The sequence below is a fragment of the Rhizobium sp. CFBP 8762 genome (assembly GCF_014841565.1).
Taxonomy (GTDB): Bacteria; Pseudomonadota; Alphaproteobacteria; order Rhizobiales; family Rhizobiaceae; genus CFBP-8762.
On the sequence record NZ_JACYUD010000007.1, the window covers coordinates 1 to 25,835 of the forward strand.

Sequence of the window (25,835 nt, forward strand, 5' to 3'; positions counted from 1 at the left end):
CACCCCAAAAAATGTCAAACACATATTGCAACGTTTTTATGAAAATCGTGCAAGTGGTTGAAATTTCAAGAAATAATGTGATCCAGACGGTTCTGCAAGTATGACCAAAAGGTTAACAAAACTGTCCAAGATTGCAAGCGCTTTCTTCCACAACCCGATGAAAGCTGATAGGTAGACGTCCAGAGCGCAGATTGTGCCAAATCACCCAGAGAAAACAATGTTTCGAAGCTTTACCCTTGCAGGGTTTGAATGTGGGCTTGTGCATGGCGGTTGCCATGATCTGTTGCGCAGCACTGGTCATACGCCCGAACGCCGCATGCGTGAGCACTACAGACATGCGCGCGACCACGGGCTTCTTTCGGGTCGCGATGGACTGGTGCCCGGCCACGATGTTGTCGGGCGGCTTCGCATTGCGCGAGAGGAAGGTGTCGAGATGGTATGGGATTTGTCTCACTACCATCGCATAGACGATCCATCCGCTTATGCGACCAGCGTGGCTCAAGCGGCGTACGCGGTCCATGGAGATGCTCCCCTCTGGCTGTGTCCAGTCAACGAGCCGTCGCTCTATCCGTTTATTGCGCGTATCCCGCGTCACGAGGCTATCGACACGGCCATTGCCATGGCGCGAGCCGCCTATGACAACCATCCATCGGTACGGATCCTAACCAATGATCCGATTGTTGGTATCGGTGAACGGCAGTTTGAAGCAACCGACCACATCGTGAACGCGGTGCATGTGGATGTGGTGGGGGTGAACTATTACCCACATACAGCACGAACCACCCTTTCAAAGGTGCTGCTTAAAACCTGGCGACGCTACGGGAAGCCGGTGATGGTTTCTGAAACGAGCTGGCATGATGGGCATAGGGTTCATCATGCGCGCTATCCGGGCTTCGATAAAGGACGCTGGATGCGCCATGTGCTTGATGAAGTGCGCATTGCGCAGGATAAGGGCGTGGTTGTGGCCGGTGTTTGTTGGTATCCAATCGTGGATTGTCCGCCCTGGCACGCGCCAAGGTCACGCAACCGTTGGAGCCACGGGTTGATCCGGGCCGATATGAGCGTCGACCCTGCCCTCTCGATGGAGTTGCGGGCGCAACTGCTGGATGACGCCGCTTGAGCGATCATTAGACGCCGCTTTCGGGCGGAACCATTCTAACGGTTCACGCATTCTGGGAGTTAATCAGGAGAGACGGATTTGGCACCGCGCGCGAACTGGAAAGGCTATCTTAAAGTTGGCGAACTGACCTGCGCGGTTGCGCTCTATACTGCTGCCTCAACATCCGATCGAATTGCCTTCCACACACTGAACCGGGAAACCGGCAACCGGGTGCGCCGCGAGTTCGTGGATAGCGAAACCTTCAAGCCCGTGGAACGCGACGATCAGGTTAAAGGGTATGAGGTTACCGATGGTGACTATATCATGCTCGAAGCCGATGAAGTCGCGGCGGCTGTACCGGAAAGCGACAAGACGCTGGATGTAGAGGCCTTCGTTGCGAATGCCGACATTGATGATGTTTACTTCGACAAGCCTTACTATCTTGCCCCAACTGACAAGGCGGCGCATGAGGTATTCTGCCTGATCCGCGAAGCACTCCGTGCAAAAAAATCCGCAGCAATAGCAAACACAGTGCTGTTTCGCCGGGTGCGGACAGTTCTAATCAGACCCCATGGCGATGGTTTGATCGCGTCGACGCTAAACTTTGATTATGAGGTCCGCTCCGCTGACGAGGCTTTCGAGGATATGCCCGAGCTCGAGCTGAAAGGCGAGATGCTGGATCTTGCGACGCATATAATTGGCACGAAGAAGGGTAAATTCGATCCATCAAAATTTGATGACCGCTATGAGGATGCCTTGGCGGAACTTGTGAAGGCCAAGCTCGAAGGGCGCAAGATCGAACGCAAGCCGGAGCCAGCGAAGGATAAGGTTGTCGACCTGATGGACGCGCTTAGGCAAAGTGCGGGAGCACTGGGCAAACCGCCTGCGAAAAGCAAGGCGAAGGCAAAGCCGACCAAGAAGCCAGCTGAAGCGAAAGCCAAGCCTGCTAGAGCCAAGAAGGCCAGTTAACACCATACGGTTCGTGCTACTTTGATGACTTGCCTTCAAGGCTCTTCTTCAACGCATCCATAATGCTGATGACGTTGGTGGCCTTGGGCTCTGAATCGTCCTTTGCCTTGGCTTTTGGCTTCTTTTTGGCCTTGCCCTTTTTCTTCTCGGCGATGATTTCGAGCAGCCTGTCTTGCACTGGATCATCGACGATCGAAGGATCCCAAGGCTTCGAGCGCTCGTCGATAAACGATTTCATCAGCGCGAGCTGTCTGGATTCCGGTTTGTCGCTCCCAATGGTCTTAAAATAGTCTTCGGCAGCGCGCACCTCGTCGCCATAGCGCAAGGTCCAAAGGATAATACCCTTTCCGCGCGGCTCAAGCATAACAGCACGTTCGCGCCGATACATCACCACCCGCGAGATGCCAACAACACCATTCTGGGCCATGGCTTCGCGTATGACGGCAAACGCTTCCTCACCAACCTTGTCATTTGTCGTTAGATAGTGCGGGGTATCGTACCAGATCCATTCAATGGATTCCTGCGGCACAAACATGTCGATATCGATGGTGCGGGTGCTTTCCAGCCCCACCGCGTCGATCTCGTCGTCCTCCAGCATGACGTAATCATTTTCACCGCGCTCGTACCCCTTAACCTCGTCATCCTCTTCCACAGGCTCGCCTGTTTCGGAATCAATGTAACGGCTCACGACACGATTGCCGGTCGCGCGGTTCAAGGTGTGAAAACGGACTTTTTGGGCATCGGTCGTGGCAGGCATCATCGATACCGGGCACGTCACCAGCGACAATTTCAGATAACCTTTCCAAAAGGACCGGGGTGCCATGGTGAACTCCTACTGCATCATGGTGCGAAACACCGCGCCAACCGGTTTTGTTCCTTTAGGACGCGCTCACGCATTGCTGGCCAGACGTTCGATGATCCGCCGCACATCCTGCGGTCCCGTCAGACGGCCCACCGCATGCGTCTCCGGCGATTGTGTGCCCACTCGCACCGAGTATCCGCCGTTGGTATTGGCTGCGAGAAACATCGACTCGTCTGTCAGGTCATCGCCCAGCGTCATGGGCAGGCGACCCTCGAATGGTGGCTCCAGCATAAAGCGCTGGATAGCCTCGCCCTTGCTCGCCTTCGAGGGACGAATTTCGTAGACCATTTTACCGAGTTGCAAGGTCCAATCGGGGCCTGCCCGCTCTGCATAGACCTGCATGCGCGTACTTAATATGTGCTCGAACTCAGGCGCCAGCCGATAGTGGGCAGCGACGGCAGCACCCTTGTCCTCAATCAACACGCCCGGCCACTGGCTGGCCTCTTCCGTCAGCGCCTGTTTTAAAGCTTCGAATGCCGGCGGGGCCTGCGCCAGCAAAGCAAGGCCGTTGGCCAAGCGCATTTCGGCGCCGTGCAAGCCGGCCACGGGAAAGCGAAACGGAGCAAAGAGACTATCTGCAAAGGGCAGCGCCCTCCCCGTAACCAACGCCAGCGCACCGCCGAGCTTCTGCGACACTGCGTTGAGCGCCGGCGGCAAATCCGGTGGCACGAAAATGCCCTCCGGGGTCAGCGCCAGATCGAGAAGCGTACCATCAATATCCAGAAACAAAGCCCAGCGATCCGGCTCTCCCCGCAAAACCCTCAGGATTGACTGGATGGTTTCTTCGTCCTGCATGGCATGTGCCTCAAGGTTTTACATGTTTTAATCTCGGTGATCTAAGCTAGGCCTCTGATTTTATTCGACAAGGTTTAGGATTTGGCGAGGGCTTTTGGAACCTCTGCCCGCGTTTTGCGTTTGTGGGCGTCAGCACTCAATACGCAGGGAAACGAATGGCCAAGGGGAAAGTGGACGCGCAGCAAAATCCGGCGATGCCTATCCATCATGGAGCCGTGGAACTGCCATCGGTGACGGTGGATAGCTACAATCTGGAGCTTCGTGACAAGGATGGCTTTATCGGCGATAAGGCGAACAAATCCGCTTTCATTGATTTTCTGGACGACTGGCGCAAGCTGGTCGGTAAGTCGGGCCATGACCCCTTCGGCGAAACCAAAACCACCGATCTGTCCAAAAAAGATATCGACAAGGCTCTGACAGGGCCAGACCGTGACGCGGCTGCGCTTATCCTCAGTGCTATAGATGACTTCGCACGCCAGTTGGCAAAGATTTTGAAGGCCTATATGCGCCAGAAGGCGTGGAAGGATACGCAACGTGTGATGGTTGGCGGCGGCTTTAAAGAGAGTGCCGCCGGGGAACTTGCCATTGCGCGGGCCTCCCTGCTGCTGCAGGCCGATGGTCTGGATGTGACGCTGCAGCCAATCCATCACCATCCCGACGACGCCGGGCTGATTGGCGCCGCACACCTCATGCCATCATGGATGTTGAAGGGTCACCAGGCCATGATTGCGGTCGATATCGGCGGCACCAATGTGCGCGCAGGCATTGTGAAACTCAACAGCAATCTCAGCAAGGACCTGTCCAAGGCGGAAGTCTGGAAATCGGAAATCTGGCGTCATGCGGACGACGATCCTTCGCGCAGCGGAATGATTGAACAGTTGGTCGATATGATCCGCAACCTGATTGCGGCCGCCGATAAAGAAAAATTCGAGCCAGCGCCGGTGATTGGCGTTGCCTGCCCGGGAATTATAGAAGCCGATGGCTCCATCAAACGCGGTGGACAAAACCTGCCAGGGGGAAACTGGGAAAGCGAAACATTCAATTTGGCCGTCGCGCTGAAGGACGCTATACCCGAAATTGACGATCACGAGACCTTTGTTATCATTCACAATGATGCCGTGGTGCAGGGATTGTCACAAATCCCGTTTATGCAGGATGTGGACGAGTGGGGCGTCGTGACAATTGGTACCGGTCTGGGCAATGCACGCTTCACCAACAAACGGTAAGAGCCCTCTATAACAATCACCATATTTGGATCAGCCGTAGTTTTAGGCAAAATCTGCCGTGCAATATACGACTTTTAAACACAAACGCTTCAGGATGCAGCTCCGGACCTTCATTCCGACTTCGAAATGAGCAAAACTGGCGCAGCGTCTCGCTGGCGTTCCATTGCACTTCGAAGTGTCCCTGCACCTTTGCCCGCTTGTTGACAGCAAGCATGATGCTGGCAAATCCCGAATCTCTACGGATAGTCAGTGATCATGACGATACGATTCAAGCTTTTCGCATGCTTGGGCGCACTTGCCCTTCTTCTCTTCAGCACGTCCATTCTAGCCTTCCTGTCCCTTCAATCGGCGTCCGAACGCACCCGCAGCATCGTTGAAGACCGGGTCCAGCCACTCGCATTGCTCAAGACCATCGGCGACAGTTACGCCGTCGACATTGTCGATACAGCACACAAACTGGACAGCGGCACGCTGTCCTGGGAGCAAGGGCAGGAAAACCTGACCAAATCCGCAACTGCCATCGAAACCGCGTGGACGGCTTATGACGCGACCCACATGACGGATGAAGAACGCGTCATCGTCGAAGAGTTTGAACGCATGCGCCAAGCCTCGCGCCAGCCTCTTGAGGAGTTGAGCGCCATCGTCGCTGCCAGAGATCAGCGGCGCTTGCATGGTTTCGTGGTGCAACGCCTTTTTCCCATCATCGACCCTCTTGCAAAACCGGTTGCCGATCTTGTGGCACTGCAGTTGCGCGTCGCCAAGCAGGAATATGCACGGGCTGAGGTATCACGGTCACGCAGCAATATGCTGATTTTCGGTTTGGCTGCCATTTCTGCGCTCATTGTGGCCGCCTGTCTCTGGATCGTGTCGCGAGGAGTGACCACGCCCCTGACGAACATCAACCATACCATGCGCAAGCTGGCAAACGGTGATCTGAGCGTCCAGATCGAAGGAGCTGACCGCCGCGACGAAATCGGGCAGATGGTTGCATCCGTTGAAGTGTTTCGCCAGGCGGCGATTCATAACAGGCAGTTGGAGCTTGAAGCGGAGGAGGCCCGCCGTGCGCAGGAAGCGGAGCGCATTCGTGTAACCGCAGATGCAGAAGCCGCTGCACAGGCCCGTCTGGAACAGGCCACGGCAGGGCTGGCCGGTGGTCTGCGCCGTCTGGCAGCGGGCGAGCTGAACTTTGAACTGACGGAGCCTTTCTCGCCGGACTTTGAGGCCTTACGCCACGACCTGAATGCAGCGGTCAATCAGCTTGGCAAAACGCTTCTCGCCGTATCGCAGTCCACCCTGCATCTGGATGATGGCACACGGGAAATCAGCCAAAGCGCGGATGACCTGTCACGCAGGACGGAGCAGCAGGCCGCATCGCTGGAAGAAACGGCCGCAGCATTGGATCAGATTACCGTCAATGTCAGCACATCGTCCAAGCGCGTGGATGAGGCGCGGGAAATCGCCGAGCAGGCCAATGCCAGTGCCGAGCAGTCGGGCATCGTTGTAGCGGACGCAGTCAACGCCATGGGCCGGATTGAGCAATCCTCAAACCAGATTTCCAGCATCATCGGTGTTATAGACGAGATTGCATTCCAAACGAACCTCTTGGCTTTGAACGCAGGCGTTGAAGCAGCCCGGGCGGGAGATGCCGGCCGAGGTTTTGCGGTTGTTGCACAGGAAGTGCGGGAACTGGCACAACGTTCAGCCAGTGCTGCCAAGGAAATCAAGGAGCTTATCCGCCACTCCGGCTCGCAGGTGCAGATGGGCGTGAAACTGGTCAGCGAAACCGGGGCTTCGCTCAAAACCATCGAGGGTTTCATCATTTCCATCAACGGCCATATGTCTGCCATAGCCACCGCTGCACGGGAGCAGTCAGTCGGCCTCTCGGAAGTCAACACAGCCGTCAACCAGATGGATCAGGTCACCCAGCAAAACGCGGCCATGGTGGAAGAAACAAACGCCGCCAGCGTAACCCTGGCCACCGAGGCCAAACGTCTGCGTGAACTGGTTGGACAGTTTCAACTGGCCGAAACCGGTGCGCCGACACATACGCTCGCGGCACGCACCGCACCCCTGCCCCGCTTCAGGACAAGCGGCAATGCGGCTTTGAAACCGGAATGGAGCGAGTTTTAACGGCTAACCTATCAAAAACGGTTCCTGTTTTACCGGGGACCGTTCGAATAAATCTTGTCGACAAATAAAATACAGAGGTTAATATGGCTACAAACGGATGGCTGCTTGAGCGCTTTGCGAAGGCTCCATCGTGAAACCGACCAAAGGATGTGCCATGACAGCCAATATTTTCTCCGGCGTTATACCCGCCTTGATGACGCCCTGCACTGCGGACCGCATGCCCGATTATGACGCACTCGTGCGCAAGGCGCAGGAGTTGATTGCACATGGCATGTCGTCCGTGGTCTATTGCGGCTCGATGGGCGATTGGCCGCTCTTGACCGACGCACAGCGCATGGAAGGCGTTGAGCGTTTGGTGAAAGCTGGCGTGCGGGTGATCGTTGGGACCGGGGCTGTCAACACCGCCTTGGCCGTGGCCCATGCGGCCCACGCCCAGAAAGTTGGTGCACACGGCCTCATGGTTATCCCTCGGGTGTTGTCGCGGGGCCCGTCTCTGGCCGCTCAGAAGGATCATTTCAAGGCTGTTTTGAGCGCAGCACCCGATCTGCCAGCGGTGATCTACAATAGCCCGTACTACGGTTTTGCAACCCGCGCAGACCTGTTCTTCGCGCTCCGGGCCGAGCACGACAACCTCGTTGGCTTCAAGGAGTTCGGCGGCCCTGCCGACATGCGCTATGCCGCTGAGAACATCACCAGCCGCGATGATAACGTCTCGCTGATGGTGGGTGTCGACACGGCAGTGGTGCACGGTTTTGTCAATTGCGGCGCATCCGGCGCCATCACCGGTATCGGCAATGTCCTGCCAAAGGAAGTCATTCACCTCTGCAATCTGGCGCAAGCCGCTGCCAAGGGCGATGCGGATGCGCGCCAGCGCGCCCTTGAACTGGAACAGGCCATCGCGGTACTCTCATCGTTCGATGAAGGCCCGGATCTCGTTCTCTATTTCAAGCACATGATGGTGCTGAACGGCGACAGCGAGTACACATTGCACTTCAATGAGAGCGATGCGCTTTCGGAAAGCCAGCGCGGTTACGTGGAAGCGCAACTGACGCTGTTCAAAACATGGTACGCACAATGGAGCCAGCACCCCGGAGCTGTACAGACCTGCAAGCCCTGACCAAAAAAAGGCCCTCTCACCAGAGGGCCTTCTGCTATCAGCCGATGGCGTCAAGCCCCTCTGCCAGCAGGCGGTCCAAATAGACAATTTCCGCCTCGCTCAACACGATTCCCTGTACATCCGATTTTGCTCGTGCCGCAAAGCGACGCTGGGAAGGCAGCCGTGCACCCTGCCCCACAATCGCGTCAAACAGAACCTCCGCCCGTGCAAACGGATCACCCGCGCGCCCCGCTGCGAATGCCTCCGGCGAGAACGCGATAATCAGTTCGCCATGCTTGGGTGACAGTGCGGTGGACCCCAAAAAATCCAGCACTTCCGGGCTGGTAAGGTCCCCGATCATGATGCCGGCCAGAAGCTCGATCATGGTGCCGATCGCAGAACCCTTATGACCGCCAAAAGGCAGCATGGCCCCGCCAAGGGCTGCTTCCGGCTCCGTGGTTGCATTGCCGCCAGCGTCCAGCGCCCAGCCCTCCGGCAGGGGTTTGCCTGCGCGGCGATGCAGCTCGATTTCGCCTCGGGCCGCAACCGATGTCGCAAAGTCAAACACATAGGGCGGCTGGTCCTGACGCGGCCAACCGAAGGCAAAGGGGTTGGTGCCCAGCAGCGGCTTATTGCCACCGGTGGGCGCAACCGTTGCGTAGCTTGGGCACATGACCATGGCTGCAAGCCCATGGGCGGTAACGGCCTCCACCTCCGGCCAGAGCGCAGAAAAGTGCGTACAGTCATTGATGACCAACGCCGCCAGTCCATGGGTGCGCGCGCGCTCAGCCAACACCGGCAAGCCCAACGCAAAGGCAGCATTGGCAAACCCGCCTTTGGCATTAACCCGAACAATGGCCGACGCCTCCTGCTGAACCAGTTCCGGCACCGCCTGCGGCTGAACTTTGCCCGCCTTTACCGTGCGCAATGCGCCTTCGATACGGAAAATGCCATGCGATTTACAAGCATCGCGTTCGCCGGCCACAATGACCTCCGTTACCGCCTCCGCCTGTTGTGGATTGAGGCTCGCCTTTTGAAAAACTGCGGTGACGCGGTCCGTTAGTTGCGCAACTGTCAGGGTCGTTTCTGTCATGATATGCCTTTCATCGACTGCGGCGAATGCTGCCCGGTTGTGCCTAGCTTAAGCAAAAATCTGCGCAAGCCAATGCACCTTCCCAATCTTGTATATTTTTTGTATTTTCAGTTGATTTCAAGGAGACGAAGCAGGATAGATAGCGACCATATTTACAATGGAAAATCAGTCATGACGTCAATGCAATGTGCCTCCATGCGTTCGGCAAACAATGTCTAAGCAAGATGTAATCGTCATCGGTGCCGGTGTCGTTGGACTGTCCGTCGCGATTGCGGCGCAAAGACGGGGCCTGACCGTGACTGTCATTGACAAAGAAGGTCCCGCAGCCGGCGCGTCGGCTGGCAACGCCGGTGCCTTTGCGTTCACCGATATCTTGCCGCTCGCCTCTCCCGGCATTTTGAAAAAAGCGCCAAAGTGGTTGCTGGACCCGCTGGGCCCTCTGTCCTTACCTCCGGCCTACGCGCTTCGCATAGCGCCATGGATGGTGCGGTTCTGGCGTGCCTGCTCACCCGCGCGTGTCGAGCAGGCAATTGCGGCCCAAACCGCTATGATGGACCTGTCCAAGGCGGAACTTGAGCCGTTTTTGCAGCAAACCGGCACGGCAGACATGCTGCGCAAGGATGGCAATCTTCAGGTGTACGAGAGCGAGGCAGAATTTCAGGACTCACTGCCCGGCTGGCAGGCGCGCGCGGCCCATGGTATCGCGTTCGAGCATTTGAACGCCAACGAGATGACACACATACAGCCGGGCCTGAGCCCCCGTTTCGTGCGCGGCACGTTTACACCCGGCTGGTTTTCCATTGCCGATCCCAAGCTTTATACTCTGGCGCTTGCCGAGCATTTTGTCGCCACTGGTGGCCGGTTGGAAACAGCGCAGGCGCAGACGCTGAAACCTGACGCCGATGGCGTGACGATCACCACGACCGGTCCAGACTATCGGTGCGCAAAGGTAGTGGTGTGCGCAGGCGCATTTTCGCACCGGCTGGCCCGCACCATTGGTGAGCGCATTCCATTGGAAACGGAACGCGGGTACAATACCACCCTGCCGGACAATGCTTTCGATCTGCGCACACAGATTACGTTCGGCGGGCATGGTTTCGTGGTGACAAAGCTGACATCCGGTCTGCGTGTCGGCGGCGCGGTGGAACTGGGTGGGCTGGAGCTGCCGCCCAACTATCGACGGTCTGAGGCCATGCTGAAAAAGGCGCAAGAGTTTCTGCCCGGGCTGGATGCGTCCGGTGGCAAACAGTGGATGGGCTTTCGCCCGTCGCTGCCCGATAGCCTCCCCGCCATCGGCGCGGCTAAGGCCAGCGCAAACGTGCTATACGCCTTCGGGCACGGGCATCTCGGCTTGACACAATCAGCAGGTACGGCCCGGCTGGTGGCGGATCTTTTGACCGGCAAGCCCAGCGCACTGGATCTGACACCCTTCTCGCCGCAACGTTTTTGATCAAGGATTAGACCATGGCAAACCACACTTTTTCGTGCATCGACGGCCACACCTGCGGCAATCCGGTGCGTCTGGTGTCCGGCGGTGGCCCGCGCCTTGAAGGTGCCACCATGCTGGAAAAGCGCGCTCATTTTCTGCGCGAGTTTGACTGGATTCGCACAGGCCTGATGTATGAGCCCCGCGGCCATGACATGATGTCGGGCTCCATTCTGTATCCGCCGACACGGCCCGATTGCGATGTGGCCGTGCTGTTCATCGAAACATCCGGTTGCCTGCCCATGTGCGGCCACGGCACCATCGGCACCATCACCATGGCCATTGAAAACGGGCTGATTACCCCGCGTCAGCCAGGCAAACTGTCCATCGATGCGCCAGCGGGCAAGGTGGATATCACCTACCGGCAGGAAGGCCGCTTTGTGGAAGAAGTGCGCCTGACCAACGTTCCCGGCTTCCTGCATGCTGAAGGGCTGACGGCGGAGGTGGAGGGTCTCGGCGAAATCATCGTCGATGTTGCCTATGGCGGTAATTTCTACGCCATCGTCGAGCCGCAGAAGAACTTCCGCGACATTGCCGACCATACGGCCGGCGAACTCATCGGCTGGAGCCCGAAACTGCGGGCGGCGCTGAATGCGAAGTACGAATTTATCCATCCTGAACACCCGGAAATTCAGGGGTTGAGCCATATCCAGTGGACCGGCCAGCCGACTCAACCACAAGCCCATGCCCGCAATGCGGTGTTTTACGGCGAAAAGGCCATCGACCGCTCCCCCTGCGGCACAGGCACGTCCGCCCGCATGGCGCAGCTTGCAGCCAAGGGCAAGCTGAAGGTCGGGGACGAGTTTGTGCATGAATCCATCATAGGCTCGCTCTTTAAAGGACGGGTGGAAGCGGCTACGACCGTTGCCGGTCGCGATGCCATCATCCCCTCCGTGGCCGGTTGGGCCCGGATGACCGGCTACAACACCATTTTCATCGACGATCGCGACCCCTTCGCGCATGGCTTCGTGGTCAAATGAGCGACACCGTCCCGGCCCGCATCATTCTGGCCGGCACAGCGCATGGGCCGGTAATCGCCTCGCGTGAACCCTTGAGCTTTTGGGGCGGGGTTGATCCGGCGACCGGTACGGTCATCGACATCCACCACCCGCTGCATGATCACTGTCTGACTGGCAAAATTCTTGCTCTGCCCTCCAGCCGTGGGTCGTGCTCCGGCTCCGGTGTGCTGCTTGATATGGCACTATCGGGCCGAGCCCCGGCTGCGCTGATCTTCAGCGAGGCAGAGGATGTGCTAACCCTGGGGGCGCTGATCGCCGCCGAAATGTTCGGCCACTCCCTTCCGGTGGTACGGGTATCGCCTGATGTGATGGACAAGATCGAGCGGGCAGACACGACCACCATCATAGACACATCGCTGCAATTCGATGGCGTCACCATTGCGCTCACTCCGCCTGCGACCTCCGCGTTACGCCTGAGCGATGCCGACCGCGCCATGCTGGACGGCGGTCAGGGACTTGCCGTTCGACAGGCCATGCGTATCATCTGCGCGATGGCGGCCCAGCAGGATGCGCACTGTCTGACCGATGTGACCCAAGGCCATATCGATGGCTGCATTTATGCCAGCCCCGCCAATCTCACATTTGCGCAAACCATGGCCGATATGGGTGCGCAAGTGTGTATTCCAACCACCATGAATGCCATATCCGTCGATCACGCGAACTGGGCCGAACAAGGCGTGCTGCCAAGCTTCGGCGCACCGGCAGCACGGCTGGCAGATGCCTATGTGCGCATGGGCTGCCGCCCGACCTTCACCTGTTCCCCCTACCTGCTGGACGGTGCGCCTGTTGCGGGAGAATCCATTGCATGGGCGGAATCCAATGCGGTCATCTACGCCAACACCGTGCTTGGCGCGCGCACGGCCAAGCATCCGGATTTTCTAGATTTGTGCATCGCGCTTACAGGCCGCGCACCGCTTTCCGGCGTCTACCTCACAGCCAACCGTAAAGCGACCCGCATCATAGACGTGCACCTTCCTGCGCACATTGATGATGCCTTCTGGGACGACGCCTTCTGGCCGCTGATCGGTTACATTGCAGGAAGCAAGGCGCCTGATTGTATTGCGCTGCTGCGCGGGCTGGCCTCCGCAGCCCCTTCGCGTGATCATTTGAAAGCGCTATGCGCTGCCTTCGGCACCACATCCGCCGCCCCCATGCTGCATATCGAAGGTGTTACGCCGGAAGCGGCGGAAGCAATCGCTGGCCCGGTCGATCATCGAACCATTACGCAAGCCGACCTGCAGCACGCATGGGCGGCGCTCAATTGCGGGCCGGAAACGGTGGAACTGGTCGCCATCGGCAGTCCACACGCGTCGCTTAGCGAATGTCAGGCGCTGGCGGATGCCTTCGCAGGTCGGCGGACGCGAGATGGGGTGGCGGTGATTGTAACCGCCGGGCATCAAGTTATCGCCCAGGCGCTTGGGGACGGAACGCTGGCGAGGCTGGAAGAAAGTGGTGTGCAGGTTCTGCCTGACCTGTGCTGGTGCTCCATCTCCGAGCCTGTCTTTCCCGTCGGCACCCGTGCTGTGATGACCAATTCCGGCAAATACGCCCATTACGGGCCGGGCTTGAGTGGTCGCGCGGTGCGCTTCGGCAGTCTGGCTGCCTGTGTCACGGCCGCACTGACGGGGCGCGTACCACCTGACCTGCCGGTCTGGCTTTCATAAGGGGACAACCATGCGCAGCACGAAAACCATTCACGTCATCTCCGCCCATGCCGAGGGTGAGGTGGGCGATGTGATTGTGGGCGGCGTCACGCCGCCTCCGGGAGACACGGTCTGGGAGCAGAGCCGCTGGATTGCCAAAGACCAGACGCTGCGCAATTTTGTGCTGAACGAGCCGCGCGGTGGCGTGTTTCGCCACGTCAATCTGCTGGTGCCGCCCAAAAACCCGTTGGCAGACGCGACTTTCATCATCATGGAGCCGGAGGACACGCCGCCCATGTCAGGCTCAAACTCCATCTGCGTCGCCACCGTCCTGCTGGATAGCGGCATTATTCCCATGCAAGAGCCTGTTACCCATTTGACGCTGGAAGCGCCCGGCGGGCTGGTCAAGGTGCGGGCTGAGTGCCGAAACGGCAAGGCCGAGCGTATTTTCGTCCAGAACCTGCCCAGCTTTGCCGAAACGCTGGATACAGCACTGGAAGTAGAAGGACTAGGAACACTGACGGTCGATACCGCCTATGGTGGCGACAGTTTCGTGATTGTCGATGCCGCCACTATCGGCTTCGCGCTGGTGCCGGATGAGGCGCATGATATTGCCCGTCTCGGCGTGCGCATCACCAATGCTGCCAATGCGGCGTTGGCCTTCCATCATCCTGACAATCCCGACTGGCGGCATTTTTCTTTCTGCCTGTTTGCCGGTCCCGTCACGCGCACGGAACACGGTCTGCGTGCCGGCGCTGCCGTTGCCATACAGCCCGGCAAGGTGGATCGCTCACCCACCGGCACGGCCTTGTCGGCCCGCATGGCCGTCCTGCATCAGCGCGGGCTGATGCGTGAAGGCGAAACATTGGAAGCGGTATCGCTGATTGGCTCAACGTTCACCGGCAGGATTTTGGGAACGACCATGGTCGGCCACCTCCCTGCCGTTCTGCCGGAGATTTCCGGACGGGGTTGGATTACCGGAACACACCAGCACATGCTGGACCCCTCGGACCCCTGGCCGGAGGGATATCGCCTGTCCGATACCTGGGGCGCTCGGTAAACCCTCCGGACAACTAACTGCTTTCACGCACAACTAGCTCAAATCCGAGATCGACGCGCTCCGTATCCAGTGTTTCTCCATCGAGCAATTTCAGCAGGTTGATGGCAGCCTGCCGTCCTATGCTGGCGCGTGGCGTCTGCACCGTCGTCAAGCGAGGCACCATCTGGCTTGCGCCGGGCAAATCGTTGAATCCCACGACTGACAGGCGCTGCGGTATGCTGATACCTTTACGCAGCGCCTCGAAACACGCACCGAACGCCAGATCATCATTGCAGAAAAACACGCCGTCCGTCTGGGGACATTCCGCCAGCAGACGCTTGAACAACGTTACGCCAAGGTCCACAGAGGATGGTTCCGGCGTCAGGATATCGACCGCCTGTGAGAAACCAGCGTCCGCAATTGCCTGCTGAAAACCGGCTCTGCGCTGCATGACGCGATCATCCAGTTGCGCCCCGACAAATGCCAGTTTCCGACGGCCGCGCGACAGCAAATGGTCCGCCACCGCACGCCCGGCTGAACCTTGCGAGAACCCGACACACACGGACGCCGTGTCGCCACCAAGATCCATCATCTGCACGCGTGGCACGCCGGACGTTGCCAAAAGGTCTGCCGCAACCGCACTTCGCTTGAAGCCGGTGAGCAGAATACCGCAGGGTTGGTGTGAGAGGTAATTGCGGATCAACTCCTCCTCCTCGTAACTGTCGTAATGATAATTACCAATCAGCATCTCGAACCCGCGTGGACGAAAAACCGCCTGTATGGCCTCCAACGTCTCAATAAACAGGTGGTTGGACAAGGCTGGCACCAACACCAGTATCGACTGGCTTCGCGCCGAAGCCAGCGTGCGTGCCGCCGGATTGGGCACATAGGACAATGCCTTTGCCGCCGCCCGCACCCGCTCCACCAGTTCCGGAGCAACAGTCGGTACGGAACGCAGCGCCCGCGACGTGGTAATCTGTGAAACGCCCGCCAAAGCTGCCACATGGGCAAGCGTTGGCCGCCCGGTTGCACGAGATCGTGTGTCTTTCATTCAGCCATCCTCCTCTTGCAAAGTTTTAGCGTGAGATTTAGGATAGCGCTATCTCAAAGTCGTTTCGGGCGTCTTTGCGGGAGGAAACTCGGCACACACGGCATTGGCAGCGTTCCCCCGGAGGTTATTGGTAGATAGCCAGACAGCGCTATCTTGGAGGAGGTTATTATGGAAACTTTACCCGCCCTCGTGGTGATGGGCGTCGCTGGCTGTGGCAAAAGCAGCGTCGGCGAGGCCATTTCCCGTGCCATTCAAGGTACGATGATTGAAGGCGATTCCTATCATCCGCCGGAAAACATCAAGAAAATGACCGAGGGTCATCCGTTGAACGACGACGACCGCGCCGGCTGGCTTGCGCGGCTTGCAACCGTGCTCGCCGACGCGGTGGCAAGTGGGCAACTGCCGGTTCTCGCCTGCTCGGCGCTGAAGAAAAGCTACCGCGAGGTTTTGCGCAGCGAGACGCCCAATCTTGGTTTTGTTTTTCTCAAGCTATCGCGCGAGGTTGCCGGTGATCGGGTCAGCCACAGGCCCGGCCATTTCATGCCCGCCACCCTGATCGACAGTCAGTTCGCTACGCTGGAATCCCCGGAGGGTGAAACAAACGTGTTCACCATCGATGCGACATTACCCATTGCGGAAATCGCCAGGCAGGCAGTTGCATGGTGGCGCGAGACCTCGGCAACAGGCGGTACCCTGCCCTTATCGGCAGCCAAGGCATAACATTAAACTTCCAAAGAAGACGCCAATGCGCGGCCAAATTCTCCATGGAGACTTCAATGTTCGGATTGAGCCGGGAGACGTATCTCCTGTTGGACGCGGGCGTGACCATTATCGGTCTCGTGCTGCTGATTACGCGTTTCAAGATACACCCGTTTATCGCGCTGACGATTGCCGCGGGTTTCTTGGGTCTGACATCCGGCATGCCGACGGAACTGGTGATGAAGTCATTTCAGGATGGCTTCGGCGGTGTTCTCGGCTTTGTGGGTATCGTGCTGGGCCTCGGCACCATGCTCGGAAAGCTGATGGCGGAGTCCGGTGGGGCCGACCAGATCGCGCAAACGCTGATCCGCTCCTTTGGCCGGGAGCGTGTCCACTGGGCTATGATGCTGGCTGCGTTTCTCGTCGGGCTACCGCTGTTCTTCGAGATCGGCTTCGTGTTGCTGGTGCCTCTGGTCTACATCGTGGCGCGTCGATCCGGCGTGTCGATTGTCAAGATCGGCATACCGCTTCTGGCCGGTCTTTCGGTCGTCCACGGTCTGGTGCCACCGCATCCGGGCCCACTTCTGGCCATCAGCGTGTTCGGTGCCGATATCGGCAAAACCATTTTCTACGGCCTGATCGTCGGCCTTCCCACAGCGGCCATCGCCGGACCCATTTACGGCGCCTATATCGCAAAGAAAATTCCCGGCCGTGCTTCGCCGGAACTTGTCGAGCAGTTCGTTCGCGATGATGTGGATGCAAGCCGCCTGCCGAGCTTTAAGGTCACGCTGGTCACAATCCTGATGCCGGTTTTCCTGATGCTGCTCAAGGCACTGGCCGATATTGCCCTGCCGGAGCAGAACGTTGTGCGCATCTGGATGGACCTCATCGGCCATCCCATCACCTCGCTGCTGGTTGCCCTGCTTCTCGCTTTCTACACCTTCGGCACGGCGGTCGGCTTTTCACGCGAAAAAATCGTAACGCTCGTCAATGATAGTCTGGCTCCCGTCGCGGCCATCGTGTTGATTGTGGGCGCCGGTGGCGGCTTCAAGCAGATGCTGGTGGCAAGCGGCGTGGGCAACGTCATTGGCAACATGGCCGTTCAGGCATCGGTTTCGCCGATCCTGCTGGCGTGGCTGGTGGCTGCGGTTATCCGTATCGCAACAGGGTCCGCAACTGTCGCTACCATCACCGGTGCAGGCATTGTCGTGCCGGTAATCGCGCTGGTGCCGGGTGTCAACCGGGAATTGCTGGTGCTCGCCACCGGTGCCGGGTCCGTTATCCTGTCCCACGTTAACGATGCCGGTTTCTGGCTGGTCAAACAGTATTTCAACATGACAGTCGCTGAAACCTTCAAGACCTGGAGCATGATGGAAACCATCATCTCGGTCGTTGGTCTTGGCTTCATCATGCTGCTGTCACTGTTTGTCTAAAGCATTTCCAGTGAAATCGGAATCGCTTTGACATCCAGATAATGTGTCCATAGGTAATGCCACCTTCTCCGTGTATCGACACGCACTGACCCTTTCCTGATGCGCCGGAAGCCCGTATATATTAAGTGCTTCCGTGAGAAGTCAGGCATCGCATGCACGGTTAAGGACAGCTTCATGACACGCCACGTTAATGACCTCAATCAACTGGTACAGGATTTGACCGCTGCCGAAGAGGCGCATCTGATTGGCATTCGCCGCGATCTTCATGCGCATCCTGAAACGGGGTTTGATGTGCAGCGCACAGCAGGAGTCGTGGCGGGGGAACTGGCGCGTCTCGGCATCGATCACCAAACGGGCGTGGGCCGCACCGGCGTCGTTGGCTTCATTCCCGGTGGCGCACCGGGGCCTACCCTTGTCATTCGCGCCGATATGGATGCGCTGCCGATTGAGGAACAGACCGGTCTGCCCTTTGCCAGTCAGGTGCCGGGCAAGATGCATGCCTGCGGCCATGATCTGCACACCGCAACGCTGATCGGCGTCGGCGCCGTGTTGAAAGAGATTGCGCCGCGACTGCGCGGAAACATCAAGCTGATGTTCCAGCCTGCCGAGGAAACGCTCGATAGCGGTGCGGCGGCCATGATCGCCGACGGTGTGCTCGAAAATGTCGATTATGCGCTCGGCTTCCACAACCAGCCGGATGAGCCGACAGGAACGTTCAGCGTAATTGAAGGTATCTCCGGCGGTTCGTCGGATGATTTCGACATTACCATCCGCGCAGCCTCTGGCCACGCTGCCCGGCCTCATATGGCGGTTGATCCCATTGTTGCAACGGCACATCTGATCACGCAGCTACAGACGGTGATCTCGCGTGAAGTCGATCCCATGCGACCGGCGGTGCTGACCATCGGCTCCATCCACGGGGGTAATACGCACAATATCATACCGGATACTGTGACAATCATGGGAACCGTACGCTGTCAGGACCGGGAATCCCGCGACAATATCGAGGCGGCTGTACGCCGCATCTGCTCCGGTGTCGAGGCAACGATGCGGGTCGCGTGCGAGGTCAACTATGTGCGCGGCGTTCCGTCGATGGTTTCGGACCCGCATATTTTGGACGCAACGATGGACGCCATCCGTGACCATTTCGGCGATGTGGTCGTCAAGCGCAAGACAACATTGGGTGCAGAGGATTTTGCTCTGGTTGGCGAAAAGGTGCCCGCGTTTCAGCTTGGCATCGGCGCGTCGCAGGAAGGCCGTAACGACCAGTTGCACAATTCTGATTATCAGCCGGACGAACGCTCCATTGCACACGGGGTCGTGGCCCTGTCGCTCGCAGCGGCGCGTTTGCTCTCCTAGCGGATTTTCTTCACCGCGCCTCCCGGAATTTAGTAGAATTTTCCGCGCTCGAGCGAAGCGAAAACTCTAAACAGGGTGCACCATCACCCCCGCTACACCAAAGACGGACCCATCAGTCATGCCGGATCATCATTCCTACCATCCCACCCGCCGCACATTCCTGCAGACAGCGGGCCTGCTGTCCGCAACGCTCGCCACGGGTGGCCTGCTCCTGCCCGGCAGTGCGAGGGCGCAGACGCCGGCACCCACCAAGGGCGGTCATCTTGTCCTTGGTCTGGATACGGCCTCCAGTTCGGATCGTCTGGACCCAGCCTTCTACACCGAGTCCTATATGTACACGGTCGGCTTTCAGCTGTTCAACACGGTGCTGGAACTCGGTCCCGATGGTAAACTGACTGGTTCGCTTGCTGAAAGCTGGGATGCCGCAACACCCGACGCCAGCAAATGGGTGTTCAAGCTTAGAAAGGGTGTCCAGTTTCACAACGGCAAGGAATTGACGGCACAGGACGTTGTCTACTCGTTGAACCATCACCGGGGTGAAAACAGCAGCTCCGGCGGAAAGGGGCAATTGCTGGCGGTGACGGATATTACGGCATCCGATACGCATGAAGTCACGATCACACTGAATGCGGGCAATGCCGATTTTCCGGCGGCCTTGGTGGATTACCACATGGGCATTGGCCCCGATGGCGGCGATTTTGACAAGGGCGTCGGCACCGGCGCATTCATTCTGGAAGATTTTCAGCCCGGCGTACGGGCTTTGACGAAACGCAACCCGAACTACTGGGCCTCAGACCGTGGTCATGTCGATTCGGTTGAAACCATTGCCATGAGCGATGCGACCGCGCGCATGGCTGCTCTTTTGAGCGGGCAGGTCCACATCATCAACCGTGTAGAGCCTCGGGCTGTCAGCCGCTTGACGTCGCGTCCGGGTGTGCAACTCCTGCGCGCGCAAGAAAACACCATGTTCTGCTTCCCCATGCGGGTGGATACCGCACCATACGACAATGTCGATCTTCGGCTGGCACTGAAATACGCCATCGACCGCGAGGAACTTCAAAAGAGCCTGCTGGTGGGCACCGGTTCCATCGGCAACGACAACCCGATTGCGTCGTGGAACCCGTACTTCGCCAGCGATATTCCCCAGCGTCCCTATGACCCTGAAAAGGCCGGCTATCACTTCAAGAAGGCAGGTTCACCCGGCGGCATTCAGTTGAGTGTGTCCGATAACGGCTTTCCGGGATCGGTGGACGCGGCACAACTGTTTCAGGCATCGGCTGCCAAAGCTGGGATCACGTTGGATGTGGAGCGTGTGCCCTCCGATGGCTACTGGGATGAAGTCTGGCTGAAAAAGCCGTTCGTTGCTTCCAACTGGTCGGTCCGCCCAACGGCGGATGCGATGCTATCGCTGATTTTCCAGTCGGATGCGCCGTGGAACGAAACAGCGTGGAAAGACGAAGCATTTGACAAGTTGCTGGCCGCAGCCCGTGTGGAACTGGACGAAAGCAAGCGCAAGCAGATCTACCACGACCTGCAGGTGAAGCTGGTGGACGAAGGCGGCGAAATCATCCCGCTGTTCGTCGATAATCTGGCGGCCGCAAGCGAGAAAGTGGGCGGCTACGTGTCTATACCCGGCGGCGGTGACCTGAGTGGCTATCGCATTGCCGAGCGTGTCTGGCTTAACGCTTGATCTTTCCAACGCTCCCGGTTCACGCTAGAGCGCTATTCGATCTGATTGAATCAGATCGGCGCTCTAAGTCATTTATTTGTGAGCATAATCTTTTCGATCCTCGCTTCGCTCCGGTCGGATTATGCTCTAAAGCAGTTCGACTCATGAAAGTACTGACTGTTGGCTGAAGGATTTGACACGCAGAGTGGCGCGCTGACGCCCCTGCCACCGCGCGTGGGCAAGGGACGCACGGTGCTGTCTCTGCTGTTCAAACGCCTCTTTGCCGGTCTGCTGTTGCTATGGGCGGTCTCGGTGCTGATCTTTGCCGGAACCCAGATTTTGCCCGGCGACGTCGCTACCGCCATGCTCGGCCAGCAGGCCACACCGCAGGCGGTAGCGAAGATTCGCGCTGATCTCGGCTTGGAAAAGCCCGCCCCCGTCCGCTATGCGCAATGGTTGGGAAATGCCGTACAGGGTGATTTTGGCCGCAGCTACAGCAACCGGCAGGATATTGCCAAAAGCATTGCACCACGTCTTAAGAATACGCTGTTTCTGGCAGCTATGGCAGCGGTCATCGCGGTGCCGCTTGCTTTGGGGTTGGGTATCCTATCGGTTCTTTATGCGGGGACATGGGTGGACCGGACCGTTGGTTTGGTCACGTTGAGCGCCATATCCCTGCCGGAGTTTTTCGCCGGCTATCTGCTGATTGCCTATTTCTCGATCAGCCACTTCTGGCTTCCGAGCAGTGCAACGGTGTCCGATTCCATGCCTCTTGCTCAACGGCTGATAGTCATGGCGCTGCCTTGCATGACGCTTGTGCTGGCAGTCGTTGGCCATATGATGCGCATGACGCGCGCCGCGCTTTTGAACGTCATGGCCTCGCCGTATATCGAAACCGCAATCCTAAAGGGCTTGCCAGCACGGCGGGTGGTGTGGAAACACGCGCTGCCAAATGCGCTGTCGCCCATTATCAGTGTCGTTTCGCTGAACCTTGCTTACCTGATTGTCGGCGTTGTGGTGGTGGAGGTTATCTTCGTTTACCCCGGCATGGGCCAGTATCTGGTCGACCACGTCTCGAAACGCGATGTGCCGGTGGTGCAGGCCGCAGGGTTGATTTTCGCTGCCGTCTATATCGGCCTGAATATTGTTGCCGATCTGCTGGCGATCCTCGCCAATCCCCGGCTGAGGCATCCACGATGAACCGTTTACCCCGTATGACGCCATTGGCGGCGCTGGGTCTGGGCGGCCTTGCAGTGTTCCTCATCGTCGCGCTGTTTGCCCCTTGGCTGGCGCCCCATCCGGTGTCTGCTGTGGTCGGTGGCGTGTGGGAGCCGCCGTCAGCAACAGCCCTGCTTGGAACCGATAATATTGGGCGCGACCTGTTTTCCCGTCTCGTCTGGGGCGCGCGCGTTACATTCATCATCGCAGCACTCGCCACGCTGCTTGCCTTTTTGATTGGAGTCACGCTCGGCTTTTATGCGGCTTTCCGGCAAGGGTGGGTCGATCAGGTCCTGTCGCGTCTGAACGACCTGATGATGGCCATTCCAACGCTGATTTTCGCGCTGGTTGTCCTGGCAGTTCTTCCCAAAACAATGGTCGTTCTGATTCTGGTTATGGCAGTGCTGGAGGCGACACGCGTTTTTCGAATAGCGCGTGCCCTTGCGGCTGACATTGTGGTTCTGGACTATGTGGAAGTTGCCCGTTTGCGTGGTGAAGGCTGGCGCTGGGTCGTATTCCGTGAGATCCTGCCCAATGCTCTATCGCCGCTTTTGGCCGAACTCGGGTTGCGGTTCGCCTTCGCAATCCTGTTTCTGTCCACCCTGTCGTTTCTGGGCCTTGGCGTCCAACCGCCCATTGCCGACTGGGGCAGCCTCGTGAAGGACAACAAGGACGGTCTGGTGTTCGGGGTGTTTGCAGCTTTGATTCCGGGCGCAGCCATTGCCATTCTCGTGGTCAGCGTCAATCTGGTCGTGGACTGGATGCTGCACAAGACCAGCAGCCTGAAAGGCGCGCATCGCAATGGCTGATACGCTACTGACAGTGACCGATCTTGAAATCAAAGCTGGCGATACAACAATCGTCGATCGGGTATCGTTTGAACTCGAAAGAGGCCGGGTGCTAGGCCTCATCGGCGAGTCCGGCGCTGGAAAGTCTACCATCGGGCTCGCCGCGCTCGGTTACAGCCGCGATGGCCTGCGCCTGACGGGCGGACGCGTTACATTGAACGGGCGCGACATCCTTAATTTATCGGCAAACGCGATACGCGATGTGCGCGCCGCGACCATAACCTACGTGGCACAGTCGGCGGCAGCCGCTTTCAATCCGGCGCATCGTCTGATGGATCAGGTGATCGAAGCAACGCTCTGGCACAAGCTGATGGGCCGCCGCGCGGCGATTGCACGCGCCAAAGAGCTTTTCGCCCTGCTCGGCCTGCCCGATCCGGAAAGGTTTGGAGAGCGCTATCCTCATCAGGTATCGGGCGGCCAACTCCAGCGCGCCATGACGGCCATGGCGCTTTGCTCTCACCCGGATCTCATCGTGTTTGATGAGCCAACCACCGCTCTGGACGTCACGACCCAGATTGAGGTTCTGGCGGCAATCAAGCAGGCCATTGCGAGCACGGGCACTGCCGCCCTGTATATTTCGCACGATTTGGCGGTGGTGTCACAGATTGCCGATGAGATAGTGGTTCTGCGCCATGGACGAATGGTGGAGCGCGGAACGGTGGACCAGATTTTTCATGCTCCAAGAGAAAGCTACACGCGCGACCTCGTTTCCATCCGGCAGCACGAAAAGCCCGAACAGGTCAACGCAGCACCGCCTTTGCTGGCGATCGACGGTATCAAAGCGGGGTACAGCAAAGGCGTGCCTGTCCTGCACGGCATCAATCTGGTGCTCGGCGCAGGCCAGACACTGGCCGTTGTCGGCGAATCCGGCTCGGGAAAGTCGACGCTGGCGCGTGTCGTCACCGGTCTGCTACCAGCGTCCAACGGTAGCTTGATATTTGACGGGCAAACACTGCAGCCGGATTTTGCCGATCGCACATCCGCCACGTTGCGGGATATTCAGATCATCAACCAGATACCTGATCTCGCGTTGAATCCACGCCAGACGATTGCAGCAATTCTGGGTCGTCCCCTCACCCATTATTTCGGCTTACGCGGTGCGGCGCTGAAACGGCGCGTGACCGAACTGCTTGATCAAATCGAACTGCCGCATACCCTGCTGCATCGCTATCCGGCGGAGCTATCCGGTGGGCAAAAGCAGCGCATTTGTATTGCCCGCGCCCTTGCGGCGCAGCCAAAGCTGATTATCTGCGATGAACCCACATCCGCGCTCGACCCACTGGTTGCCGAAGGCATTCTTGATCTGCTGATGCGGCTGCAAAAAGAGTTCGGCACCTCCTATCTGTTCATCACGCATGATCTGGCCATTGTTCGCAACATTGCCGATACGGTTGCCGTGATGCTGGAGGGGCGTGTGGTGCGGCACGGCCCAAAAGCACAGGTGCTTTACCCACCTTTCGACCCCTATACGGAAAAACTCATAGCCTCGGTTCCGCAAATGCGGCCCAACTGGCTGGATGATGCCATTGCGGAGCGGGATGCGCTGCGGGGCAAGACTGTTAAACAAGGACAAACACCATGACACGGCGCGGACTTATTCTGGATGGTGGCACTGGCCGCGAACTTGAACGCATTGGCGCACCTTTCCGTCAGCCGGAATGGTCGGCACTGGCGCTGATGGAAGCACCGGAGTTCGTGCGCACCGTCCATGACAACTATATCAAGGCCGGTGCGGATGTGATCACAACCAACAGCTACGCCGTCGTGCCTTTTCACATCGGCGAAGAGCGCTTTGAACGCGACGGCGAAATACTGGCCGCGCGCGCCGGACAAATCGCACGGGACGCCGCAGACGCCTCGACTGAGCGCCCCATTCTGGTCGCCGGATCGCTGCCACCTGTTTTCGGCTCCTACCAGCCGCAGCTTTTTGACGCGGACCGCGCCCAGCACTATCTTGGTGTTCTCGTTAAAGGCATGAATTCCACTGTCGACATCTGGCTTGCCGAAACGCAGAGCAGCCTGAGCGAAGCCCGTGCGGTGTTTGAAGCGATCAAAGACACCGGTAAGCCGCTCTGGATTTCCTTCACGCTGCGGGATGACGTGGCGCCCGATGCGTTGCCAGAACCGCAACTGCGCTCGCATGAAACGGTGAAGGCTGCAGCCGAACTTGTGGTAGCCCTTGGCGCCGAGGCCATGCTGTTCAATTGCAGTATGCCTGAGGTCATGGAAGCCGCTATCGAGACTGCCAATGCTACATTCCAGTCACTCGGAGCCGATGTTCAGGTGGGCGTCTATGCCAACGCCTTCCCCTCGCAACAGGACGACGAGGAGGCGAACGCGACGTTGACCGAGGTGCGCAACGATCTCGGTCCCGATGCCTATGGTGCATGGGCTCAACGGTGGGCCGCATCCGGGGCCAGCATTATTGGCGGCTGCTGCGGTATCGGCACAGACCATATTCATGCGCTGGCTGGTGAGTACCGCTGCGTTTAGCCTACGTTCACAGGGCTACGGAACCAACTGTTCACCTGTCGATTTGCCCGTTGAGACCACACTCATGTCTCCGGGGGTAAGATCATGAAAAACGAAGGCAGCCGCAGACAGACACGGTTTCCCCGGGCCGGGGGCATTTTGCTGGGGCTTGGTCTTGGTGGGTTCTTCGACGGCATTGTCCTGCACCAGATTTTACAGTGGCACCACATTGCCACCAGCGCCGGCTATCCGGCTGATACGCTGGAAAATCTCAAACTCAATACGCTGCTTGATGGCCTATTCCACGCCAGTTGCTATATCCTGACTGCCGCCGGGCTATTTGTCCTGTGGCGTTCCGCCCGCAAGCAGCATTTCGAATGGTCGTTTTATGAACTGATTGCAACCCTGCTGATCGGCTTCGGCGTGTTCAATCTGGTCGAGGGCATCATCGACCATCACGTCTTCGGTCTGCACCATGTCAACGAAACCGTCCCGCGTGACCAATGGATATACTGGGACATTGGCTTTCTGCTCTGGGGCGCAGCTATGCTGGTAGCAGGTATCATGATGATGCGAAACCGTAACACGACCGAACTGGTTCGCTAATCGCTCAGCAAGCTCCACAGAGA

General features: G+C 58.3%; 22 protein-coding genes. 18 read left to right on the forward strand and 4 right to left on the reverse strand.

The window, feature by feature from the left end; translation table 11 throughout:
* Positions 1 to 217: 217 nt before the first annotated feature.
* Together IFT84_RS15525 and ku (IFT84_RS15530) are read left to right on the forward strand one after the other, a co-directional pair.
* A complete protein-coding gene (locus IFT84_RS15525) occupies positions 218 to 1,120 on the forward strand; it encodes a glycosyl hydrolase 53 family protein (protein ID WP_192120981.1) in 903 nt (300 codons plus the stop codon).
* 78 nt (positions 1,121 to 1,198) lie between these two features.
* Positions 1,199 to 2,068, forward strand: coding sequence for a non-homologous end joining protein Ku (gene ku / locus IFT84_RS15530; RefSeq protein WP_192120984.1), 870 nt, complete (start codon positions 1,199 to 1,201; stop codon positions 2,066 to 2,068).
* Positions 2,069 to 2,084: 16 nt separating this feature from the next.
* Here the strand turns inward: ku (IFT84_RS15530) and ku (IFT84_RS15535) are convergent, their stop codons facing one another.
* Together ku (IFT84_RS15535) and otsB are read right to left on the reverse strand one after the other, a co-directional pair.
* The gene (gene ku, locus IFT84_RS15535; RefSeq protein ID WP_192120986.1) at positions 2,085 to 2,891 is read right to left on the reverse strand and encodes a non-homologous end joining protein Ku; all 807 of its coding nucleotides are present in this window, start codon (positions 2,889 to 2,891) and stop codon (positions 2,085 to 2,087) included.
* Between the two features lie 66 nt (positions 2,892 to 2,957).
* Positions 2,958 to 3,725 (reverse strand): trehalose-phosphatase, encoded by a 768-nt coding sequence (gene otsB / locus IFT84_RS15540; RefSeq protein WP_192120987.1) that lies wholly within the window; start codon positions 3,723 to 3,725, stop codon positions 2,958 to 2,960.
* Between the two features lie 155 nt (positions 3,726 to 3,880).
* On the opposite strand from otsB, the gene IFT84_RS15545 reads away from it, so the two are divergent.
* The 3 genes from IFT84_RS15545 to IFT84_RS15555 all read left to right on the forward strand — a co-directional run bounded on the left by IFT84_RS15545 (position 3,881) and on the right by IFT84_RS15555 (position 8,198).
* Positions 3,881 to 4,951 (forward strand): ROK family protein, encoded by a 1,071-nt coding sequence (locus IFT84_RS15545; protein ID WP_192120989.1) that lies wholly within the window; start codon positions 3,881 to 3,883, stop codon positions 4,949 to 4,951.
* A 255-nt stretch (positions 4,952 to 5,206) separates the two neighbouring features.
* Entirely contained in the window at positions 5,207 to 7,081 is a 1,875-nt protein-coding gene (locus tag IFT84_RS15550; protein ID WP_192120991.1) for a methyl-accepting chemotaxis protein, read from the forward strand.
* A 154-nt stretch (positions 7,082 to 7,235) separates the two neighbouring features.
* Positions 7,236 to 8,198, forward strand: a complete 963-nt coding sequence (locus IFT84_RS15555) for a dihydrodipicolinate synthase family protein (protein WP_192120992.1) — start codon at positions 7,236 to 7,238, stop codon at positions 8,196 to 8,198.
* A gap of 37 nt (positions 8,199 to 8,235) precedes the next feature.
* Here the strand turns inward: IFT84_RS15555 and IFT84_RS15560 are convergent, their stop codons facing one another.
* Complete coding sequence (locus IFT84_RS15560; RefSeq protein ID WP_192120995.1) at positions 8,236 to 9,270, reverse strand: Ldh family oxidoreductase; 1,035 nt, start codon at positions 9,268 to 9,270, stop codon at positions 8,236 to 8,238.
* Positions 9,271 to 9,481: 211 nt separating this feature from the next.
* Here IFT84_RS15560 and IFT84_RS15565 point away from each other — a divergent pair, with 211 nt between their 5' ends.
* The 4 genes from IFT84_RS15565 to IFT84_RS15580 are packed head-to-tail and all read left to right on the forward strand — an operon-like array spanning position 9,482 to position 14,478.
* Entirely contained in the window at positions 9,482 to 10,720 is a 1,239-nt protein-coding gene (locus IFT84_RS15565; protein WP_192120997.1) for an NAD(P)/FAD-dependent oxidoreductase, read from the forward strand.
* 14 nt (positions 10,721 to 10,734) lie between these two features.
* Positions 10,735 to 11,736, forward strand: a complete 1,002-nt coding sequence (locus tag IFT84_RS15570; protein WP_192120999.1) for a 4-hydroxyproline epimerase — start codon at positions 10,735 to 10,737, stop codon at positions 11,734 to 11,736.
* Positions 11,733 to 13,439, forward strand: coding sequence for a cis-3-hydroxy-L-proline dehydratase (gene lhpI, locus IFT84_RS15575; RefSeq protein ID WP_192121001.1), 1,707 nt, complete (start codon positions 11,733 to 11,735; stop codon positions 13,437 to 13,439). The genes IFT84_RS15570 and lhpI overlap by 4 nt, the downstream gene beginning before the upstream one ends.
* Positions 13,440 to 13,449: 10 nt before the next feature.
* Complete coding sequence (locus IFT84_RS15580; RefSeq protein ID WP_192121003.1) at positions 13,450 to 14,478, forward strand: trans-3-hydroxy-L-proline dehydratase; 1,029 nt, start codon at positions 13,450 to 13,452, stop codon at positions 14,476 to 14,478.
* A 13-nt stretch (positions 14,479 to 14,491) separates the two neighbouring features.
* Here the strand turns inward: IFT84_RS15580 and IFT84_RS15585 are convergent, their stop codons facing one another.
* A complete protein-coding gene (locus IFT84_RS15585) occupies positions 14,492 to 15,508 on the reverse strand; it encodes a LacI family DNA-binding transcriptional regulator (RefSeq protein ID WP_192121005.1) in 1,017 nt (338 codons plus the stop codon).
* Between the two features lie 168 nt (positions 15,509 to 15,676).
* Here IFT84_RS15585 and IFT84_RS15590 point away from each other — a divergent pair, with 168 nt between their 5' ends.
* The 9 genes from IFT84_RS15590 to IFT84_RS15630 all read left to right on the forward strand — a co-directional run bounded on the left by IFT84_RS15590 (position 15,677) and on the right by IFT84_RS15630 (position 25,812).
* Entirely contained in the window at positions 15,677 to 16,228 is a 552-nt protein-coding gene (locus IFT84_RS15590; RefSeq protein ID WP_197975573.1) for a gluconokinase, read from the forward strand.
* Positions 16,229 to 16,284: 56 nt separating this feature from the next.
* The gene (locus IFT84_RS15595; RefSeq protein WP_192121007.1) at positions 16,285 to 17,640 is read left to right on the forward strand and encodes a GntP family permease; all 1,356 of its coding nucleotides are present in this window, start codon (positions 16,285 to 16,287) and stop codon (positions 17,638 to 17,640) included.
* Positions 17,641 to 17,814: 174 nt separating this feature from the next.
* On the forward strand, positions 17,815 to 18,999 hold the full coding sequence (locus IFT84_RS15600; RefSeq protein WP_192121008.1) for a M20 metallopeptidase family protein: 1,185 nt from the start codon (positions 17,815 to 17,817) through the stop codon (positions 18,997 to 18,999).
* 118 nt (positions 19,000 to 19,117) lie between these two features.
* Positions 19,118 to 20,689, forward strand: a complete 1,572-nt coding sequence (locus IFT84_RS15605) for an ABC transporter substrate-binding protein (protein WP_192121010.1) — start codon at positions 19,118 to 19,120, stop codon at positions 20,687 to 20,689.
* Between the two features lie 201 nt (positions 20,690 to 20,890).
* Positions 20,891 to 21,868 carry an ABC transporter permease gene (locus tag IFT84_RS15610; RefSeq protein ID WP_197975587.1) on the forward strand — a complete coding sequence of 326 codons (978 nt, stop codon included), beginning with the start codon at positions 20,891 to 20,893 and terminating at the stop codon, positions 21,866 to 21,868.
* Positions 21,865 to 22,695 (forward strand): ABC transporter permease, encoded by an 831-nt coding sequence (locus IFT84_RS15615; RefSeq protein ID WP_192121011.1) that lies wholly within the window; start codon positions 21,865 to 21,867, stop codon positions 22,693 to 22,695. Before IFT84_RS15610 ends, IFT84_RS15615 begins: the two co-directional genes overlap by 4 nt.
* Entirely contained in the window at positions 22,688 to 24,316 is a 1,629-nt protein-coding gene (locus tag IFT84_RS15620) for an ABC transporter ATP-binding protein (RefSeq protein ID WP_192121012.1), read from the forward strand. Before IFT84_RS15615 ends, IFT84_RS15620 begins: the two co-directional genes overlap by 8 nt.
* Positions 24,313 to 25,227: a homocysteine S-methyltransferase family protein gene (locus tag IFT84_RS15625; RefSeq protein WP_192121013.1), complete on the forward strand. Its 915-nt coding sequence runs from the start codon at positions 24,313 to 24,315 to the stop codon at positions 25,225 to 25,227. The genes IFT84_RS15620 and IFT84_RS15625 overlap by 4 nt, the downstream gene beginning before the upstream one ends.
* Before the next feature lie 84 nt (positions 25,228 to 25,311).
* Complete coding sequence (locus tag IFT84_RS15630; protein WP_192121014.1) at positions 25,312 to 25,812, forward strand: DUF2243 domain-containing protein; 501 nt, start codon at positions 25,312 to 25,314, stop codon at positions 25,810 to 25,812.
* The last annotated feature ends 23 nt before the right edge of the window (positions 25,813 to 25,835 follow it).

Excerpts from the sequence above, each read along its gene's own strand:
- IFT84_RS15625 (WP_192121013.1), top strand. The coding sequence starts at position 24,313 with ATGACACGGCGCGGACTTATTCTGGATGGTGGCACTGGCCGCGAACTT.
- IFT84_RS15615 (WP_192121011.1), top strand. The coding sequence starts at position 21,865 with ATGAACCGTTTACCCCGTATGACGCCATTGGCGGCGCTGGGTCTGGGC.
- otsB (WP_192120987.1), bottom strand. The coding sequence starts at position 3,725 with ATGCAGGACGAAGAAACCATCCAGTCAATCCTGAGGGTTTTGCGGGGA.
- IFT84_RS15580 (WP_192121003.1), top strand. The coding sequence starts at position 13,450 with ATGCGCAGCACGAAAACCATTCACGTCATCTCCGCCCATGCCGAGGGT.
- IFT84_RS15620 (WP_192121012.1), top strand. The coding sequence starts at position 22,688 with ATGGCTGATACGCTACTGACAGTGACCGATCTTGAAATCAAAGCTGGC.
- IFT84_RS15545 (WP_192120989.1), top strand. The coding sequence starts at position 3,881 with ATGGCCAAGGGGAAAGTGGACGCGCAGCAAAATCCGGCGATGCCTATC.
- IFT84_RS15600 (WP_192121008.1), top strand. The coding sequence starts at position 17,815 with ATGACACGCCACGTTAATGACCTCAATCAACTGGTACAGGATTTGACC.
- ku (WP_192120986.1), bottom strand. The coding sequence starts at position 2,891 with ATGGCACCCCGGTCCTTTTGGAAAGGTTATCTGAAATTGTCGCTGGTG.
- IFT84_RS15590 (WP_197975573.1), top strand. The coding sequence starts at position 15,677 with ATGGAAACTTTACCCGCCCTCGTGGTGATGGGCGTCGCTGGCTGTGGC.
- IFT84_RS15555 (WP_192120992.1), top strand. The coding sequence starts at position 7,236 with ATGACAGCCAATATTTTCTCCGGCGTTATACCCGCCTTGATGACGCCC.
- IFT84_RS15550 (WP_192120991.1), top strand. The coding sequence starts at position 5,207 with ATGACGATACGATTCAAGCTTTTCGCATGCTTGGGCGCACTTGCCCTT.
- IFT84_RS15585 (WP_192121005.1), bottom strand. The coding sequence starts at position 15,508 with ATGAAAGACACACGATCTCGTGCAACCGGGCGGCCAACGCTTGCCCAT.
- IFT84_RS15605 (WP_192121010.1), top strand. The coding sequence starts at position 19,118 with ATGCCGGATCATCATTCCTACCATCCCACCCGCCGCACATTCCTGCAG.
- IFT84_RS15595 (WP_192121007.1), top strand. The coding sequence starts at position 16,285 with ATGTTCGGATTGAGCCGGGAGACGTATCTCCTGTTGGACGCGGGCGTG.
- lhpI (WP_192121001.1), top strand. The coding sequence starts at position 11,733 with ATGAGCGACACCGTCCCGGCCCGCATCATTCTGGCCGGCACAGCGCAT.
- IFT84_RS15565 (WP_192120997.1), top strand. The coding sequence starts at position 9,482 with ATGTCTAAGCAAGATGTAATCGTCATCGGTGCCGGTGTCGTTGGACTG.
- IFT84_RS15570 (WP_192120999.1), top strand. The coding sequence starts at position 10,735 with ATGGCAAACCACACTTTTTCGTGCATCGACGGCCACACCTGCGGCAAT.
- IFT84_RS15525 (WP_192120981.1), top strand. The coding sequence starts at position 218 with ATGTTTCGAAGCTTTACCCTTGCAGGGTTTGAATGTGGGCTTGTGCAT.
- IFT84_RS15630 (WP_192121014.1), top strand. The coding sequence starts at position 25,312 with ATGAAAAACGAAGGCAGCCGCAGACAGACACGGTTTCCCCGGGCCGGG.
- IFT84_RS15560 (WP_192120995.1), bottom strand. The coding sequence starts at position 9,270 with ATGACAGAAACGACCCTGACAGTTGCGCAACTAACGGACCGCGTCACC.